Annotated in this window: 15 protein-coding genes; 11 read left to right on the forward strand and 4 right to left on the reverse strand. The window is 66.7% G+C overall.

The window, feature by feature from the left end; translation table 11 throughout:
• Window positions 1–19: 19 nt before the first annotated feature.
• From BCY78_RS20410 to BCY78_RS20450, 9 genes are all read left to right on the forward strand, one after another.
• Window positions 20–586: a hypothetical protein gene (locus tag BCY78_RS20410; protein WP_068305525.1), complete on the forward strand. Its 567-nt coding sequence runs from the start codon at window positions 20–22 to the stop codon at window positions 584–586.
• A 121-nt stretch (window positions 587–707) separates the two neighbouring features.
• Entirely contained in the window at window positions 708–1061 is a 354-nt protein-coding gene (locus BCY78_RS20415; RefSeq protein ID WP_068305527.1) for a hypothetical protein, read from the forward strand.
• 110 nt (window positions 1062–1171) lie between these two features.
• Complete coding sequence (locus BCY78_RS20420; protein ID WP_139103249.1) at window positions 1172–1582, forward strand: hypothetical protein; 411 nt, start codon at window positions 1172–1174, stop codon at window positions 1580–1582.
• Between the two features lie 237 nt (window positions 1583–1819).
• Window positions 1820–2188, forward strand: a complete 369-nt coding sequence (rpsM, locus tag BCY78_RS20425) for a 30S ribosomal protein S13 (protein ID WP_068305530.1) — start codon at window positions 1820–1822, stop codon at window positions 2186–2188.
• Window positions 2189–2203: 15 nt separating this feature from the next.
• Entirely contained in the window at window positions 2204–2599 is a 396-nt protein-coding gene (gene rpsK, locus BCY78_RS20430; protein WP_068305533.1) for a 30S ribosomal protein S11, read from the forward strand.
• A 115-nt stretch (window positions 2600–2714) separates the two neighbouring features.
• Entirely contained in the window at window positions 2715–3731 is a 1017-nt protein-coding gene (locus BCY78_RS20435; protein WP_068305535.1) for a DNA-directed RNA polymerase subunit alpha, read from the forward strand.
• Between the two features lie 190 nt (window positions 3732–3921).
• Complete coding sequence (gene rplQ, locus BCY78_RS20440) at window positions 3922–4341, forward strand: 50S ribosomal protein L17 (protein WP_068305536.1); 420 nt, start codon at window positions 3922–3924, stop codon at window positions 4339–4341.
• A 119-nt stretch (window positions 4342–4460) separates the two neighbouring features.
• Complete coding sequence (locus BCY78_RS20445) at window positions 4461–4823, forward strand: DUF1304 domain-containing protein (protein WP_068305538.1); 363 nt, start codon at window positions 4461–4463, stop codon at window positions 4821–4823.
• 86 nt (window positions 4824–4909) lie between these two features.
• On the forward strand, window positions 4910–6415 hold the full coding sequence (locus BCY78_RS20450; RefSeq protein WP_233499455.1) for a Do family serine endopeptidase: 1506 nt from the start codon (window positions 4910–4912) through the stop codon (window positions 6413–6415).
• Between the two features lie 66 nt (window positions 6416–6481).
• Here the strand turns inward: BCY78_RS20450 and BCY78_RS20455 are convergent, their stop codons facing one another.
• The gene (locus BCY78_RS20455) at window positions 6482–8143 is read right to left on the reverse strand and encodes a thiamine pyrophosphate-binding protein (RefSeq protein WP_068305540.1); all 1662 of its coding nucleotides are present in this window, start codon (window positions 8141–8143) and stop codon (window positions 6482–6484) included.
• A 115-nt stretch (window positions 8144–8258) separates the two neighbouring features.
• Here BCY78_RS20455 and BCY78_RS20460 point away from each other — a divergent pair, with 115 nt between their 5' ends.
• Entirely contained in the window at window positions 8259–8804 is a 546-nt protein-coding gene (locus BCY78_RS20460; RefSeq protein ID WP_068305542.1) for an NADPH-dependent FMN reductase, read from the forward strand.
• Window positions 8805–8976: 172 nt separating this feature from the next.
• Here BCY78_RS20460 and BCY78_RS20465 read toward each other — a convergent pair whose 3' ends face one another.
• Both BCY78_RS20465 and BCY78_RS20470 read right to left on the reverse strand, forming a co-directional pair.
• Window positions 8977–10233 (reverse strand): MFS transporter, encoded by a 1257-nt coding sequence (locus tag BCY78_RS20465; protein ID WP_068305543.1) that lies wholly within the window; start codon window positions 10231–10233, stop codon window positions 8977–8979.
• A 93-nt stretch (window positions 10234–10326) separates the two neighbouring features.
• A complete protein-coding gene (locus BCY78_RS20470; protein ID WP_068305545.1) occupies window positions 10327–12282 on the reverse strand; it encodes a lytic transglycosylase domain-containing protein in 1956 nt (651 codons plus the stop codon).
• A 112-nt stretch (window positions 12283–12394) separates the two neighbouring features.
• On the opposite strand from BCY78_RS20470, the gene dapA reads away from it, so the two are divergent.
• The gene (gene dapA, locus BCY78_RS20475) at window positions 12395–13270 is read left to right on the forward strand and encodes a 4-hydroxy-tetrahydrodipicolinate synthase (protein WP_068305547.1); all 876 of its coding nucleotides are present in this window, start codon (window positions 12395–12397) and stop codon (window positions 13268–13270) included.
• Window positions 13271–13761: 491 nt separating this feature from the next.
• Here dapA and BCY78_RS20480 read toward each other — a convergent pair whose 3' ends face one another.
• Window positions 13762–14694 (reverse strand): 3-keto-5-aminohexanoate cleavage protein, encoded by a 933-nt coding sequence (locus BCY78_RS20480; protein WP_068305548.1) that lies wholly within the window; start codon window positions 14692–14694, stop codon window positions 13762–13764.
• Between the last annotated feature and the right edge of the window lie 61 nt (window positions 14695–14755).

A 14755-nucleotide genomic window follows, 5' to 3' on the forward strand; every position in this document is an offset into this window, starting at 1 on the left:
AACCAGTGTTCGGGGTATCATGACTATTTACATCTGCGGCGGGTCCAACAGCATCCTGAAGGATGGTTGGACCCGTGTCTTTTCCAGCGATCCGATTGATGGGTCGGTCGTAAATCTGTCTATCGGTGGAACACATTCGATCACCGCTCTGTTCCGAGCTCTTTTCACGGCGGATCTCAAGGTTGGGGATGTCCTGCTTTGGGAGTATTGTCTGAACGACATCAACCAACTCCGCCGTTCACCTCATAATGCTCAGGGACTTCTGTCGTATTTCGAGATTCTCTTGACCCATTGTGCGCAAATGGGGGTTCGTGTCGGCGCTCTATTGTTGACCAACCAAGCGGAAGCGGCGTCTGGGGGAGGGAAGCGCTACCGGATACGGCTGCGTAAGTTGCTAGACGCCTGGAAGGTTCCGTTTGCTGAGCCCAATGCCGAGTACTGCGAGGCGGCAGGTATCGAAGCGTTGGGTGAGGACTTCTATCAAGACCGGCAGCACTATGCGGTGGATACGGCCTTTATGGAGTTTCTTTCCGCGAGGGGGCGGGCATTGGTCGGGGAGGCGCGTGTCCCGGCAGTATGCGCGTGAAGGTCGTGGTGTGGCATTTTGGGATCAATGGAGCGGTGCGGGGACTTGCGAAGTCGCGGGCACCTCGCTCGTTCGTATGCCGGCGTGGTCACCGGAACCTGAATTGCGTCTGCGTGTGCCAATGGATGCAACGCTGGTCGCCGCAGCGCTGTTCGCCTCAGGGGATGGTGGCGGGTTCGAGTTGGTGAAAGGGGCTGAGACTTACCATATAGCCGGCCGCTTTCGCCGGGAGGCCAACGAGCGCAACGCCGCCAAATTGCGATTTGCAACGGTGTACCTGCGGCGCGAGGACGAGGCGCTTATGGAGGTCCGTGCCGGGGAGGAATTTGTTCTGCGGCGATTGCCGGACGCAGAGGTCGAGGCGCTGCGGGTGTACGGGGAGCCTGCAACGATCAAGCGGCGCCATGCGAAAGGCCAGGGGGCTCGCATGGTTGGATTGATGGTTGAGATTGACGGTGGGCTCGGCGCGGCCTGACGCCGGCCTTGTTGAGGCGAGCGCTGGGACGACATCCGCACGGTGCCATCCTCTTGATGCGGCCCCGCATAGGACTACCCTCTGGGCTCGCTGATCCTGGAGTGTTTTCCATGTTTCGTACTGCTATCCTGACTGCCGCCATGCTTCTGCCTGTCCCTGCGACGGCGCAATCGCCCGAGCCGGAGGCCCTCCTGGGGCGCGACGGGCTCTATGTCTCGAACACCGAAATCTGCCCGATGCTGGGAGATGGCGAGGCTCTGGTCCCGGCGATGTCCGACACTGGTGCGCTGGCGCTTGGGCCGCAAGGGATAGAGGGGGTGGAGTATCATTGCGCCTTCGAGCCGGCGCTGGATCTGACCGCGCCCGAGGGCACGATCACGACGCATCTGGGCTATTGCGAGGAGCCCGGCTTGATCACGCCGCAGCTCTTCACCTTCCGGATCGAGACGCTGGAATCCCCCCGTGCCGTCCTGTATGATGGCAGCGAACAGCCGATGACGTTCTTCGCATGCCCCGGTTGAGCAGGGCCATTGCGCGGGATCCGGCAGAAAACCCCTTGACAGATGGGGCCGGCTCTTGACGCCCGGCCGAAAACCGCCTACCCGGAGCGCCTGACCCAGCGATCCGAGTCGCCCGCCAACTCGGGTCGTTTTCTTGGATGGTATTCAAGGGGTCTTTTCGCTTGGCACGGCCCCGCAGGCTCGTGTTGTGAAAAAAGGTTCTGGAACTACGGAACCGCAACAGAAGGAAGAAACCGCGTGGCACGTATTGCTGGCGTTAACATCCCTACCGCAAAGCGCGTTCCGATCGCGCTGGCCTACATCACCGGCATCGGTCCTGCGACCGCTGACCAGATCGTGGCCGCTCTGAACATCGACCCGACCCGTCGCGTGAACCAGCTGACCGACGACGAAATTCTGGCGATCCGTGAATACATCGACGCGAACCTGACCGTCGAAGGCGACCTGCGTCGCGAAGTCCAGATGAACATCAAGCGTATGATGGACATCGGCTCGTACCGTGGCCTGCGTCACCGTCGTAACCTGCCCGTCCGCGGCCAGCGTACCCACACCAACGCCCGCACCCGCAAAGGTCCGGCGAAGGCCATCGCTGGTAAGAAGAAGTAAGGGGAGGCAGGACCAATGGCTCGTGATACCAAAGTCGCGCGCGTCAAGCGCAAAGAGCGTAAGAACATTGCTGCCGGCGTGGCGCATGTGAACTCGACGTTCAACAACACCAAGATCCTGATCTCGGACGTGCAAGGCAACGCCATCTCGTGGTCGTCGGCCGGCACCATGGGCTTCAAAGGCTCGCGGAAATCGACCCCCTATGCCGCTCAGCTCGCTGCGGAAGACGCTGCGAAGAAGGCCCAGGAACACGGTCTGCGCACCCTCGAAGTCGAAGTCCAGGGCCCGGGTTCGGGTCGTGAATCGGCTCTGCGCGCGCTCGCCGCTGCCGGCCTGTCGATCACCTCGATCCGCGACGTGACCCCGCTGGCGCACAACGGCTGCCGCCCGCCGAAGCGTCGCCGCGTCTGACGCCACTACGAAACAGTCGGACCGCGCCCATGGCGCGGTCCGATTCTGTCATTGAGAGACCCTCGGGCGTGTCCGGCTACGGTCATGAGCCGGTCACAAGTATGGAGGCCAATCCATGATCCACAAGAACTGGCAGGAACTGATCAAGCCCGCGCAGCTTGATGTGCGTCCCGGTGCCGATCCCTCGCGGAAAGCCACCGTCGTCGCCGAGCCGCTCGAGCGCGGTTTCGGCCTGACGCTGGGCAACGCGCTGCGTCGCGTGCTGATGTCGTCGCTGCAAGGCGCCGCCATCACCTCGGTCCAGATCGACAACGTGCTGCACGAATTCTCGTCGGTCGCCGGCGTCCGTGAGGACGTGACCGACATCGTCCTGAACCTGAAGGGCGTTGCCCTGAAGATGGAAGTGGACGGCCCGAAGCGTGTGACCATCTCGGCGCGCGGCCCCTCGGTCGTGAAGGCCGGCGATATCGCCGTCACCAACGGGATCGAAGTCCTGAACAAGGACCATGTGATCTGCCACCTCGATGACGGCGCCGAGCTGTTCATGGAGCTGACGGTCAACACCGGCAAAGGCTATGTCGGCGCCGACAAGAACCGCCCGGAAGATGCGCCTATCGGTCTCATTCCGATCGACGCGATCTATTCGCCGGTCAAGAAGGTCGCCTATGAAGTCACCCCGACCCGCGAAGGTCAGGTGCTGGATTACGACAAGCTGACGATGAAGATCGAAACCGACGGCTCGGTCACCCCCGAGGACGCCGTGGCCTTCGCCGCGCGCATCCTGCAGGACCAGCTGCAGGTCTTCGTGAACTTCGAAGAGCCCGAAGCGGCCGGCCGCGGTGCTGACGACGACGGTCTGGAGTTCAACCCGCTGCTGCTGAAGAAGGTCGACGAGCTGGAGCTCTCGGTCCGTTCGGCAAACTGCCTGAAGAACGACAACATCGTCTATATCGGCGACCTGATCCAGAAGACCGAAGCCGAGATGCTCCGCACCCCGAACTTCGGCCGCAAGTCGCTCAATGAGATCAAGGAAGTGCTCTCGGGTATGGGCCTGCACCTCGGCATGGAAGTCGAGGATTGGCCGCCGGAGAACATCGAAGATCTGGCGAAGCGCTTCGAAGACCAGTTCTGAGAAGCTCACGCTGCCGCGACTGGTGGGATGAAATCCCACCCTACGCGGGACGAGATGTAGGGTGGGGTTCAACCCCACCTTACCCCAATGCCCGGTCCAGCCGGGGAACACCCTGGGCATCCCGCCCCAACGACGCTTCCCGCAACGCACGGGGAGCAACACAAAGCAAAACGCACTTAGGAGAAGACCCATGCGTCACGCCCGTGGCTACCGCCGCCTGAACCGCACCCACGAACACCGCAAGGCGCTGTTCGCCAACATGGCCGGCTCGCTCATCGAGCACGAGCAGATCAAGACCACTCTGCCGAAAGCCAAGGAACTGCGTCCGATCGTCGAGAAGCTGATCACCCTCGCCAAGCGCGGTGACCTGCACGCTCGTCGTCAGGCCGCGGCCATGCTGAAGGAAGACAAGGACGTCGCGAAACTGTTCGAAGTCCTCGGCCCGCGCTACAAAGAACGTGCCGGTGGTTACCTGCGCGTCCTGAAAGCCGGCTTCCGCTATGGCGACATGGCGCCGATGGCGATCATCGAGTTCGTCGAGCGCGACGTCTCGGCCAAAGGCGCTGCCGACAAGGCCCGTCTCGAAGCCGAGGACGCTTCGGAAGAATAAGTCCCGCGCCGCTTGCCGGCCCGGACAGGACCCCCGCAGCCCGGCTGCGGGGGTTTTTCCATGGCTTGACGGCCGCGCCCGCGCGGATACCGTCGGCCCATCATTCCCGGAGGAAGCCCATGTCCTGGATCGCCATGATCCCCGTCACCCTGACCGCCTTGCTGCATGTCTACATCCTCTGGCTGGAGATGTTCGCCTGGGAGAGCCGCGGCCCCGCCGCCTTCCGCTCTCTGCCGCGCGACTTGTTCCCGCAGACCAAGGTGCTGGCGGCGAACCAGGGCCTCTACAACGGCTTCCTCGCGGCCGGCCTGTTCTGGTCGCTGGTCATCTCGGACGCGGACTGGGCGCGCAATGTGGCCAGCTGCTTCCTGCTGTTCGTGCTGGTCGCCGGCACCTATGGCGCGGCGACGGCCAGCCGGCGGATCTTTTACGTTCAGGGCGTGCCGGCCTTGATCGGTCTTGCGGCGGTCTGGCTGACCTGAGGTCCCGTTCCCATTCGCGTGACACGTCTTGCACCCTGCGGGGTGCATGACCATTCTGCCCTCATCGATTGTTATCGGAGGCAGGTATGCGCATCATCGGATTGGTCCTTGTCGGGGCCGTCGCGGGGGTGGGGCTGACCATCGGAGCGATGCAGGCGCTCCCACCCGTCAGCGCTGAATCGATCCAGAACGCCGCGCCGCCCCCTGTCTCGCCCATTCCGCCCGCCGCTCCGACACAGGCCTCGGCCTCGGTCCAGCCGGCCGTGGTGCAGCAGCAGGTGCCGGGCAGTCAGGCGCAGATCCAGCTCAGCTTTGCCCCCGTGGTGCGGCAGACTGCGCCGGCCGTGGTCTCGATCTATGCTCGTCGCGTCGTGCAGGCCCAGCAAAGCCCATTCTTCAACGACCCGGTCTTCGGCCAGCTGTTCCGCGACTTTGGCCATAGCGCGCCGCGGGTGCAGAACGCGCTGGGGTCGGGGGTCATCCTGTCGTCGGACGGCATCATCGTCTCGAACTTTCATGTCGTCGGCAATGCGGATGACATCCGGGTGGTTCTCAACGACCGTCGCGAGTTCGCAGCGGATGTCATCATGGCGGATGAGGAAAGCGACCTTGCCATCCTCAAGCTGCGCGGCGCGCAGGATCTGCCGGCGATCGAGCTGGCCGACAGCGACCGGATCGAGGTCGGCGACCTCGTCCTCGCCATCGGCAACCCGTTCGGCGTGGGCCAGACGGTCAGCAGCGGCATCGTCTCGGCGTTGGCGCGCTCGGGCATCGCGGTGGGCTCGGGCACGGGCTACTTCATCCAGACCGATGCCGCGATCAACCCCGGCAACTCGGGCGGGGCGCTGGTGGATATGCAGGGCCATCTGGTCGGCATCAACTCGGCGATACTGACGCGCTCCGGCGGCTCCAACGGCATCGGCTTCGCCATCCCGGCCAATCTGGTCGCGCAGGTCGTCGCGCAGGCCGAGGGCGGCGAGACCCGCTTCCAGCGCCCGTGGATGGGCGTGAGTGCGCAGGCGGTCGACGCCGCGCTGGCGGATGGGTTGGGCCTTGGCGCGCCGCAGGGCGTGGCAATCACGCAGATGCACCCGGACAGCCCGCTGGCGCAGGCGGGGTTGCAGCCGGGCGACGTGGTGCTGGCTGTGGATGGCGACGCGGTGAACTCGCCGCAGGAGATGATGTTCCGCCTCTCGGCCCGCGGGATCGGCGGTGAGGCGCAGGTCAGCTGGCAGCGCGGCTCGGATCAGCACGAGAGCACCGTGGCGTTGATGGCCCCGCCTGAGACGCCGGCCCGCAACCGGCTTGAGGTTCAGGGCATCGCCCTGCGCGGTCTGGTGGCCGAGACGATCAACCCCGCCGTCGCGGCCGAGCACGGGCTCGATCCGCAGGCCTCAGGCGTGGTGGTGGTCGAGGCCGGAGATATCGCCGCCCGTGCCGGGTTGCAGCGTGGCGATGTGCTGCTGTCGGTGAACCGTCAGGCGGTGAATGACACGGCGCAGCTGGACCGGGTGCTGCGCGATCCTGCCCGCTATTGGGAGGTCGAACTGATGCGCGACGGCCGCCGGAGCCTTTTGCGCTTCCGGATCTGACGCCGGCGGAACGGAATGACAAAGGGCGCGCCTGAGGCGCGCCCTTTTGCGTGGTTGGGGGCGGGGTCAGCTCTTGGCGGCTTCGCCCTGCGCGCGGGCGGCGCTGAGTTCCTGACCGGGCGACAGGGCCTCGGGGTCCAGAACCAGTTCGATCACCGCGACGGTGCCGGCGGCCTTGGCGCGGGCGAAGGCCTCGGGGAAATCCTCGGTCCGGGTCACGGTCTCGCCGTGGCCGCCATAGGCGCGGGCGAGGGCCGCGTAATCCGGGTTGAACAGCTCGGTCCCCGAAACGCGCGCCGGGTAATGACGCTCCTGGTGCATGCGGATCGTGCCGTAGCGGCCGTTGTTGGCGACGATGACGATCGGCGTCGCGCCGTACTGGCGGGCGGTCGACATCTCGTTGATCGTCATCTGGAAGCAGCCGTCGCCGGCGAAGCACAGCACCGTCGCACCGGGCCGCTCCAGACTGGCGGCGACCGAGGCGGGGAAGCCATAGCCCATGCTGCCCGAGGTCGGCGCGAGCTGCCCCGGATAGGCGCGCGGGCGGAAGTAGCGGTGCATCCAGGCGGCGTAGTTCCCGGCGCCGTTGGTGGCGACCGCGTCGTCCTCGACGTTGTCGGACAGCCAGCGCATCACCTGCTCCAGCTTCACATCGCCGGGGGTCTCGCGCGGGGTGACGAAGGCCTCATACTCGGCGCGGGTGGCCTCGGTCCAGGCGGACCAATCGGGCAGGCCTTGCGGCACCGAGGTCTTCAGCGCCGCGATCATCGCCGGCGCGGGCGAGACGATGCCCAGATCCGGGCGCCAGACATGGCCCAGCTCATCGGCATCGGCATGGACATGCAGGATGGTCTTGCCCGGGGCGGCCGGGTCCATCAGCTCGTAGCCATTGGTCGCCGTGTCGCCGAGGCGCCCGCCGATCACCAGCACCAAATCGGCGTCGCGCAGGCGTTGGCCCAACTTGGGGTTCATGCCGACGCCAAGGTCGCCCACGTAGTTCTTGTGGCGATTGTCGAGCCGGTCCTGACGGCGGAAGGTGACGGCGACGGGCAGGCCGGTGGCTGCGGCCAGCTGGCCCAGATCGGCGGCGGCTTCTTTGGACCATGTCGGCCCGCCGACGACGAGGAGCGGCTTCTCGGCGCCCTTCAGCGCGTCCCAGATCGCGGCGGTCTCGGCTTCGGCTGGAACCGAGAGCGGAGCCTTGCGCGGCGGCAGGTCGGGCACATCGGCCAACGAGGAGAGCATGTTTTCCGGCAGGGCGATGACCACCGGGCCGGGGCGACCCGATTGCGCGAGGTGGAAGGCGCGGCTGAGGTATTCCGGCAGGCGGCGGATGTCGTCGACTTCCGTGGCCCATTTCGCGAGCCCCCCGAAGACCTGCCGGTAATCGACCTCCTGAAACGCCTCGCGGTCGCGGTGGCCGGTGTCGATCTGGCCGACGAACAGGATCATCGGCGTCGAATCTTGCTTGGCGATATGGATGCCGGCCGAAGCATTGGTGGCGCCCGGCCCACGGGTGACGAAGCAGATGCCGACCTCGCCCGTGAGCTTGGCATGGGCCTCGGCCATCATCGCGGCGCCGCCTTCCTGACGGCAGACGACATTCTCGATCCCCGACTGGTGCAGGCCGTCCAGCGCGGCGAGGAAACTCTCGCCGGGGACGGAAAAGACGCGCCGGATGCCCTCGGCTTTCAGGTGATCGACCAGAATTTGTCCGCCGTGGCGCATGATGGGTCCTTTCCGCTATCGGGGGCGAAAGTGGCGCAAGGGCGCGCCGGTTTCAAGCAAGCCCTGCTTGCCGATCGGCAAGCCTGCGATAGCTTGGCGGCAAAAGGAGACTTGAATGACGGACCTTACCCTCGTCGGCCTATGCGGATCGCTCCGCGCGGCCAGCTACAATCGCCAGTTGATGCTAGAGGCCGCCGGGATCTTCGGGGGCCGTTTCACCGAGGGATCTTTGCGGCTGCCGCTGTTCGACGAGGATCTGGAGGCCGAAGGGATGCCGTCTGAGGTCGAGGCCTTGGGCGCGGCGATTGCCGGGGCGGATGCGGTGCTGTTCGCCTGCCCCGAGTACAACAAGGCCCCGCCGGGCGTGGTGAAGAACGCGCTGGACTGGCTCAGCCGGCTGAAGCCGAACCCCTTGGCGGGCAAGCCGGTGGCCATCGTTACGGCGGCGGGCGGGCGCGCCGGGGGCGAGCGGTCGCAGAACGTGCTGCGTTGGATGTTGGTGCCGCATCGGGTCGAGCCCTTGAGCTGGCCCGAGGTTTTCGTGGCGGCGCCGGAGAAGGAGTTCGACGCGGAGGGGCGGCTGTTGTCCGAGCGGTATCGCAAGCAGCTGGAGACGCTGATGGAGCGGCTCAGGGATCAGGCGTCGGGCAAGGTGGGGTGAAACCCCACCCTACGGGCCCGGGGCAAGCCGAAGGCGCCGGGGCAGCGCCGGCCCGTTCCGGCGGGCTGGCGCTTTGGTTGCCGCCCGCGCGGAACAGCTGTCAGGCGGACTTGGGGGGATAGAACGCCCTGATCAAGCGTTGCGGCGCCACCCCACGGGCCGACGCTGTCCCTCACCCCTTCCCGCGCAACCCCCGTCCCAGCGGACCCCAGCCCCAGAGCGCAATGACCAGTGCCCCGAGGCTTGCCACCCAGAAGGGCGCAACCAGCGCCGTCTCGCGCGTCAGAGGCCCGTCGAGCAGCCGGACCAGAATGCCCGACAGCAGCAGCCCAAGCGGCATCATCCCCCAGGCCAGCAGCCGGTAGGCCGAGTTCACCCGTCCCAGCAGCCCGTCCGGGATCATCCGCTGCCGCGTCGCCACCGACACGGTGTTCCACACCAGTCCCGCGAATTCGAAGACGGCGAAGACCAGCCCCAGCGACCACGCCCCCGGCGCGAGTGCGATACCCACGAAAGCGGGCGCCGAGACCACCAGCGCCCATTGCGCGGTTCGTGCCGGGCCGAACCTGCGCACGATCGGCTCCCCCGCCAGCCCGCCGAGGATCCCGCCGACGGCCCCCGCGGCAAGGATCAGACCATAGGCGGTCGGCGGCAGGCCGAGGTTCTCCTGCACATGCAGCACCATCGCGATCGAGACCATCTGGAAGAACAGGTTCCACAGCCCCGTCAGTACCGCCAACACCCGCAGCAAGGGCGAGGCGCGCAGGAAGGCCAGCCCCTCGGCCAGCTCGACGCGGAAGCTGCGCGGCTCGGGGCGATGAGGGCGATAGGCCCCGACCAGCCCGGCGACGATCAGCGCCGCGATGCCGTAAGCTCCGGCGTTCAGCAGGAAGGGCAGGGGCAAGGCGAGGCCGATCAACAAGGCCCCCAGCGGCGGGCCGACAAGGGCGTTCCCGGTCATCTCGATGCTCCAGAGCCGGCCATTCGCCTGCTCCAGCCGGTCGTGCGGGACGATGGAGGGCAGCATGGTTTGCGCGGCATTGTCGCGGAAGACCTCGGCCGCACCGACGATCAGCGCGGCCAGCACCAGAGCGGCGAAGGCGGGGGCGGAGGCGGTGCCCGTCTCGGGCGCGTCGGGCAGGGGCAGGGCCAGCCACAGCACCAGACCGGCCAGCGCGAAGGCGGTCATGCGGATCAGGTCCATCGCCAGGATCAGACGTCGCCGGTCGGTGCGGTCGGTGATGACGCCCGCGGGCAGGGCGAAAACGGCCCAGGGCAGGCGCAGCGCGACCGGTACCAGCGCCACCAGAAGCGGGTCGCGCGTCAGCAGCGTCGCCGTCCAGGCCCAGGCAATGGTGGCGATCCCGTCGCCGAGGTTGGTCAGCCCCGAGGCCGCGATGAAGCGCGTCAGCGCATGAGGGTGCGACATGGGCCCGGTCCTTTCGCCATGACCGGAAAGATCAACGCTTCCAGCCCCGCGTCAAGGCCGTAGGGTGGGGTTTCACCCCACCATTGCGCGGCCTCAGTCGCGCCCGCGCAGAATGTCGGTCAAGCCGATGGGGCCCGCGCGCCCGGCCAGCATCGCCCGGTAGATCACGATCGATTCCGTCACGCGCATCACGTAATTGCGCGTCTCGGTGAAGGGGATCATCTCGACGAAATCCACCGGATCGACCGAGGCATCGCGCGGATCGCCGTATTCCTCGGCCCAGCGGCGCGGGCGGCCCGGTCCGGCGTTATACGCGGCGGCGACCAGCGACAGGGTGCCGTCGAACAGATCCGACATCTCCTCCAGATAGGCCGCGCCCAGAACCGCGTTATAGGCCGGGTCCGAGGACAACCGCCCCTCGTCATAGCCGATGCCGATCCGCCGCGCGGTGTGCTGACCGGTCGCCGGCATCACCTGCATCAACCCGCGCGCATCGGCATGGCTGGTCACGCGGTAGTCGAACTCGCTCTCGCGGCGGGCGATCGACAGGGCCAGATCGGCGGGCACGCGCAGATCGGCCTCGGCCAGCTCCGTCACCGGGAAATAGGCGCGGGGCAACAGCACGCCCTTCGAGATCGCCTCCTTGGCGATGCGCAGCGCGAAATGCGGCTCGCCCCGGTCGAACCACAGCTGCGCCAGCGCGCCCAGCTGGTCGGGGTCCGTCAGGTTCTCGGCCAGTTGCAGCGTGAAGCGGCGGGCCCCGTACCATTGGCCGGAATCATGCAGCAGGATTGCCGCCTGCAGCAGGTCGGACGAGGCCAGCGCCGTGTCGTGCCAGTCGGGATACTCCGGGGCGGCGATCACGGCCGGGTCGAGGTCCTGACCCAGATGCTCGGCCGCCAGCAAGCCATAGAAGGCCGTCTGGTATTGCGCGCCGAATTCATAGGCGGTGCGGGCGGCATCGGCCTGCCCGGCGGCCTCCAGCGCCCGCCCCTCCCAATAGCCGGCGCGGCCCAGCGTGATCGGGCTGACCGAGCGGTTGCGAAGCCGCGCGAAATGCTGGGCGGCATCCGCCGGACGGTCGAGGCGCCGCAAGGCGACATAGCCCGCCAGCCATTCCAGATCCGCCATTGAGGTGCCGAAATCCGTCAGCCCATGGTTTGCGGCCAGCCGGTACGCCAGCTGGTTGTCCCCGGCCTCGAGCGCGCGGCGCGCAAGCCGGGCGCGTTGACCCGCCCAGACCTCGGGCCGGCCGAGGTTGTCGGCGGGCAGGTCGGCCAGCAGCTGCGCGGCGGAATCGGTGAATCCCTGCGCCAGTCGCCAGCGGAAGCGGTCATGCGCCAGCCCCGGATCGGCCGCCTGTGCGGCGGGCAGGGCGGCGATCAGCGCATCCACCCCGTCGGCGCGGGTCTGCAGCGCGATGCGGGCGCGCCCCAGCGCGGCCTCGGGCCGGCCGACGCGGGACAGCATCCGTTCGGCCGCGTCACGCTCGCCTTCCCACAGCATCGCGTCCAGCCGGGCTCCGTTGAGCGGGCGCAGTTGGTCGCCGAACCGCGCCAGCAGATCGGCCTCGATATCGCCGGTCAGTGACCGCTCCAGCCACAGGGCGCGCAGGGTGCCGCTTGGGTCGGCGCCGGTCGCGGTCTGCGCGCGCAGCAGGGCCAGCAGGCCCCCCGCGGTCTGCGGCTCATGCGTGGCAAACCAGCCCAGCACGACCTCGGGCGCCTCGCCGGCCAGCCGCTCCTCAGCGCGCGAGCGCAGCAGCGCCATCCCGGGCCAATGCGCGTGATGGGCGTCGAAGCTGGCGAAGGTCGACAGATCCCCCGCGATCCCCTCGCGCAGGATGCGCCAGGTGGCGATGCGCACGCCAATCGGCCCCGCCGCTTCGGACAGGACGGCGAAGCGCTCGGCATCGCCGACGCGGACGGCATTCACCAGCGCGCCGATGGCCCCGCCCGCGCGCGGCGGCGGGGCGCCCTCCCAGGCGCGGACCGGGTCGGACAGGATCGGAGCGGTGACAAAGGCGAGGAGGGCAGGCAGGAGACGCATGGTTGCTCTTGAAAAGGACCGCTCGAGAGTCTAGTCGGCTTGGACGTCTGCGCAACACACAAAGGGGTCAGGTTTCGGCCCGTCCGCGGCAGACTGCCAAGAGGAGTCACACATGATCCGGGGTTCGCTTCCCGCGCTGGTCACGCCGTTCAAGGACGGTGCGGTCGATTACGCAGCGCTCGAAGCGTTGGTCGAGTGGCATATCGCTGAAGGGTCGCACGGGCTTGTTCCCGTGGGGACCACCGGCGAGAGCCCGACGCTGACGCATGACGAGCACGAACAGGTCGTGGAGTTCGTCGTCAAGAAGGTGAAGGGCCGTGTGCCCGTGGTCGCCGGTGCCGGTTCGAACAACACGATCGAGGCGATCCGTCTGCTCAAACACGCCGCGAAGGTCGGCGCCGATGCGGCGCTGGTGGTGACCCCTTATTACAACAAGCCGACGCAGGCCGGGCTGATCGCGCATTTCAGCGCGCTCAATGCCGCCTCGACGCTGCCGGTCATCATCTACAACATTCCCGGCCGTTCGGTCGTCGACATGGCGCCCGAGACCATGGGCGAGCTGGCCAAGCTGCCGCATATCGTCGGCGTCAAGGATGCCACCGGCAAGATCGAGCGCGTCTCGCTTCAGCGCGAGACCTGCGGCAAGGACTTCATCCAGCTCTCGGGCGAGGATGGGACCGCACTGGGCTTCAACGCCCATGGCGGCGTCGGCTGCATCTCGGTCACCGCGAACGTCGCGCCGAAGCTCTGCGCGCAGTTCCAGGAGGCCACGCTGGCCGGTGATTATGCCCGCGCGTTGGAGCTGCAGGACAAGCTGATGCCGCTGCATGTGGCGATCTTCCTGGAGCCGGGTCTGGCTGGGGCAAAATATGCCCTGTCGCGTCTGGGCAAATGTGAGAACGAAGTGCGCCTTCCGTTGCTGCCGGTGTCGGGCAAGACGGCCGCCGCCATCGACGCCGCCATGCGCCACGCCGGCATTCTGGACTGATCGTCCGGACAGAATTCGTGAAAGGCGGTCCTTCGGGGCCGCCTTTTTCGTTCCGGCCTTCTGGCCCGCATTCTCTGCGCCGCGGCGAGGGGGCCGTGAAGAATCTTGCCCTGAGGCGCGAATTGTTTCGGGCACCGCGTTCTTGGTAACCAAGAGTTAACGTTAACCATGCAGATTGGTCATGCGGTACAGGCTGGGGAGCCGATGACCGTGCAGGAAGACACAGGTTGCCTTGTCAGCGGCGCCTGTATTGGGGTCCGTTCAGGACAAACGACCGGGGAATGTTGCGGCTCGAATGGCTGCTTTCGCGGGCGGGAACGGGCACGAGGGAAAAGAGGGCGCGCGTGCAGAACGCACCGCGCCCTCGGTTTTCCGGGCTGGATTTCGGCGGTTCAACCGCGTGTTCTGGCCCTTGTATCAGTGGGTTGGCTTATGCACAGGTTGGCGGGCGCGAGGTGTCAGATCCTCGCGCCCGGCTGTGTTTGGGGCCCTCAGAACGCGACCTGATCGCCGCCCTTGAGGTCGAGGATCTCGCGCGCCTCATCCGGCGTGGCGACGTCGTGCCCCAGTTCCTCGATGATCCGCCGCACCTTGGCGACTTGCTGAGCATTCGACTCCGCCAGCTCGCCGCGCGAGATGAAGAGGCTGTCTTCCAGGCCGACGCGCACATGCCCGCCCATCTGGCTGGCCGTCACCGCCATCGGGATCTGCGCCGCCCCCGCCGCCAGCACCGACCAGCGGTATTGATCGCCGAACAGCTTGTCGGCGGTGCGCTTCAGGAACACGAGGTTCTCCACATCCGCGCCGATCCCGCCGAGGATCCCCAGGACAAACTGCAGGAAGATCGGCGCCTTGAAGTGGCCCTGATCCATCATGAATTTCAGATTGTAGAGATGACCCACATCGTAGATCTCGTGCTCGAACTTGATCCGGTGCGGCGCCAACGTCTCGGCCGCTTCCTTGATGTCCTTGAAGGTATTGCGGAAAATATTGCCCTCGGAGCCGGTCACATAGTCCTTCTCCCAGTCAAATTTCCACTCCTTGTAGCGCCCGGCCAGCCCGTGGAAGCTGAAGTTCAGACTGCCCATGTTCATCGAGCACATCTCGGGCGAGAAGGTCTTCGCCGGCGCGATCCGCTCCTGGATCGAGGCCGTCAGCGAGCCGCCGGTCGAGATGTTCACCACCGCATTCGTCGCTTGCTTGATGCGCTGAAGGAAGGGCGCGAAGTCGTCCGGATAGATCGACGGCGCGCCGGTTTCCGGGTTCCGCGCATGCAGGTGCAGGATCGAGGCGCCCGCTTCCGAGGCCGCAATCGCCTGCTCGGCGATCTGGTCATAGGTATAGGGCAACGCCTCGGACATCGTCGGCGTATGGATCGCGCCCGTCACGGCACAGGTGATGATGGTTTTCGGCTTGCGCGCCATGTCGGCCCTCCCTCGGCTCAAGGCGAGGTTGTCCCCACAACCCGCCGGGGAGGACCCTAAC

The organism is Pararhodobacter sp. CCB-MM2, from assembly GCF_001691415.1.
GTDB lineage: Bacteria > Pseudomonadota > Alphaproteobacteria > Rhodobacterales > Rhodobacteraceae > Pararhodobacter.